Source organism: Microvirga sp. GN3 (assembly GCF_055792825.1).
In genome coordinates, this window is record NZ_JBVVAK010000285.1 from 3,513 (window position 1) to 5,152 (window position 1,640).

The window sequence follows — 1,640 nt, forward strand, 5'->3', positions numbered from 1 at the left end:
TCCGCGCTGTCCTGGGCGTGCCCGTCCTTCTTCGGCCCGGCCGTGCGCTAGGTGACGTGCCGGGGCCTAGCGGACGATCCGGGGCCGTGCAGTGGATCGCGTGCCGGCCCGGCTTCTTCCTGCCCGTGCGGGTCCTGTCGCGCCTGTTTCGCCGGCTGGTTCTGCAGGACCTGCAAGCCGCCTATGACGCGGGCAAACTGAGCTTCTTTGGCGACCTCGCCGGGCTGATGGCGCCCGCCGCGTTCCGCCGCCGGCTGGCAGAGGTCCGTCGTGTCGAATGGATCGTCTACGCCAAGCCGCCCTTCGGTGGCCCCGGGCAGATGCTGACCTATCTCGGCCGCTACACCCATCGCGTCGCCATCGCCAATTCCCGTCTTGTCAGTCTGGCCGACGGCAGGGTCGCGTTCCGCTGGAAGGACTATCGGCATCGCGGCAAGGCCAAGGTCATGACGCTCGATGCCCACGAGTTCATCCGGCGCTTCCTGCTGCACACCCTGCCGGACGGCTTCCACCGCATCCGACATTACGGCTTTCTCGCGAATGGCCATCGCGCCCAAAAGCTGGAACTGTGTCGCAGACTGCTGACCATCACGGCGCAAGAGAGCGCCGCCGACACCACGCATGATCGGCCCGCCGCAACTCCGGCCAGCCGGTGCTCCTGGTGCGGCCGACAGATGGTCACGTTCGGCATCTGGCGATGTGGGGAGGTGCCCCGCCGTCCCTTCTGGAGCGACAGTTCATGAGAGGATCAACCGCCTGCAGCATGGCCATAACCGAGCCGGCCGCCATGCGCGCCGCCCTGCATCTGTTTGCACCGCGTCCCGGAGCGGGAAAGATCCGGGTGCTCTCCGGTGACCGGGCCGGCCGTATTCAACGCGATCATCGGCACCGAGCCGTCGCCGTCGGCACCATCAGGCACACGGATCGCGTTCCACATGCCGAGGCCAGCGCTGCCTTGCACACTTCCGGGAGTAGGCCTTCCCTACAATCCCCATAGCGCCATCCCCGTCTCACGGCTTCGCTCAATCCGGCTTCAATGAGGTCCTTCCGGATGAGGGCCTTCACACGTTCCGTCGCGACCGGACCTCACAGAACCCTCCAGATTGACGATGGTCAGCTTGAGATCATTCTCATTTGCTGTCGTCGCAGTGGGAACGCCCATGGTCATGATGACTAGCCCTCCGATAAGCAGATGCTTGATTGCGCGTGACATGATTGTCTCTCGGCTCTGACGATCGGGAGCACCGAATCCTCGTGACCGGCAGGATTGAACTTTAACCCATCGCCCCTATGACCGTCTCGTACGATGTACGAGTGAATGACATCGTACATCGTATGAGTCAATCGTTCAGGATCGACATTCCTCGCGTTGTCGGCCTAGATCGGCGTTCTGATCGGCAGGGAAAGACGGATGGCAGCCAAACGGAGCAGCGCCGGGAGTAAGAAATCTCGACGGACAGGCGTGTCCCTAAAGTCCGTGCAGGAGCCGCCAAGCGAACCGTCCCTCTCTCTGGAACGGTAATTACCCACGCCCTTGTCAGCAGGCTCAATGCCTGACTCCATGGGGCGATGGATCGCACTGATTTGCAGCGTCTGACAAAGGAAGAGCTGATTGAGTTGGTGCTGCGGATGCAGCGTCC

3 protein-coding genes and 1 pseudogene are annotated in these 1,640 nt (G+C 63.0%); 1 reads left to right on the top strand and 3 read right to left on the bottom strand.

The window, feature by feature from the left end:
- Positions 1 to 743: IS91 family transposase (locus ACS5Q1_RS46380; protein ID WP_473104540.1), on the top strand; the 743-nt coding region annotated here is incomplete at its 5' end.
- A 5-nt stretch (positions 744 to 748) separates the two neighbouring features.
- Here the strand turns inward: ACS5Q1_RS46380 and ACS5Q1_RS46385 are convergent.
- The 3 genes and pseudogenes from ACS5Q1_RS46385 to ACS5Q1_RS46395 all read right to left on the bottom strand — a co-directional run.
- Positions 749 to 961: a hypothetical protein gene (locus ACS5Q1_RS46385; protein WP_473104541.1), complete on the bottom strand. Its 213-nt coding sequence runs from the start codon at positions 959 to 961 to the stop codon at positions 749 to 751.
- A gap of 141 nt (positions 962 to 1,102) precedes the next feature.
- A pseudogene (locus ACS5Q1_RS46390) lies at positions 1,103 to 1,213 on the bottom strand (RidA family protein); the annotation flags it as partial.
- Between the two features lie 164 nt (positions 1,214 to 1,377).
- The coding region (locus ACS5Q1_RS46395) for a hypothetical protein (RefSeq protein WP_473104542.1) at positions 1,378 to 1,640 on the bottom strand (263 nt) is incomplete at its 5' end.